The organism is Rhizobium sp. SVR5-2C, assembly GCF_056755115.1.
In genome coordinates, this window is sequence record NZ_JBNDHT010000745.1 from 1 (window position 1) to 205 (window position 205).

At 70.2% G+C, this 205-nt stretch carries 1 pseudogene; it reads right to left on the minus strand.

The window, feature by feature from the left end:
- Positions 1-205 (minus strand): annotated as a pseudogene (locus ACPYOI_RS37445) (efflux transporter outer membrane subunit); the annotation flags it as partial.

The window sequence follows — 205 nt, forward strand, 5'->3', positions numbered from 1 at the left end:
TCGAACGGCGGTACTGGCCGAAGAGATCGAGCAGCCAGGAGATATTGGCATCGCCCTCGGAGGTGTTGGTGGCGCCGCCGGTGGTGCGCCGCGAGCCCATCTGGCCTGCGACCGTGTGCGAGGCGCCAACCACCAGGCTCGGCAGCGAGCCGGCCCCGGCGACCGTCACATTGCCGGAGGCGGCGTTGATGCGCTCCATCGCCTG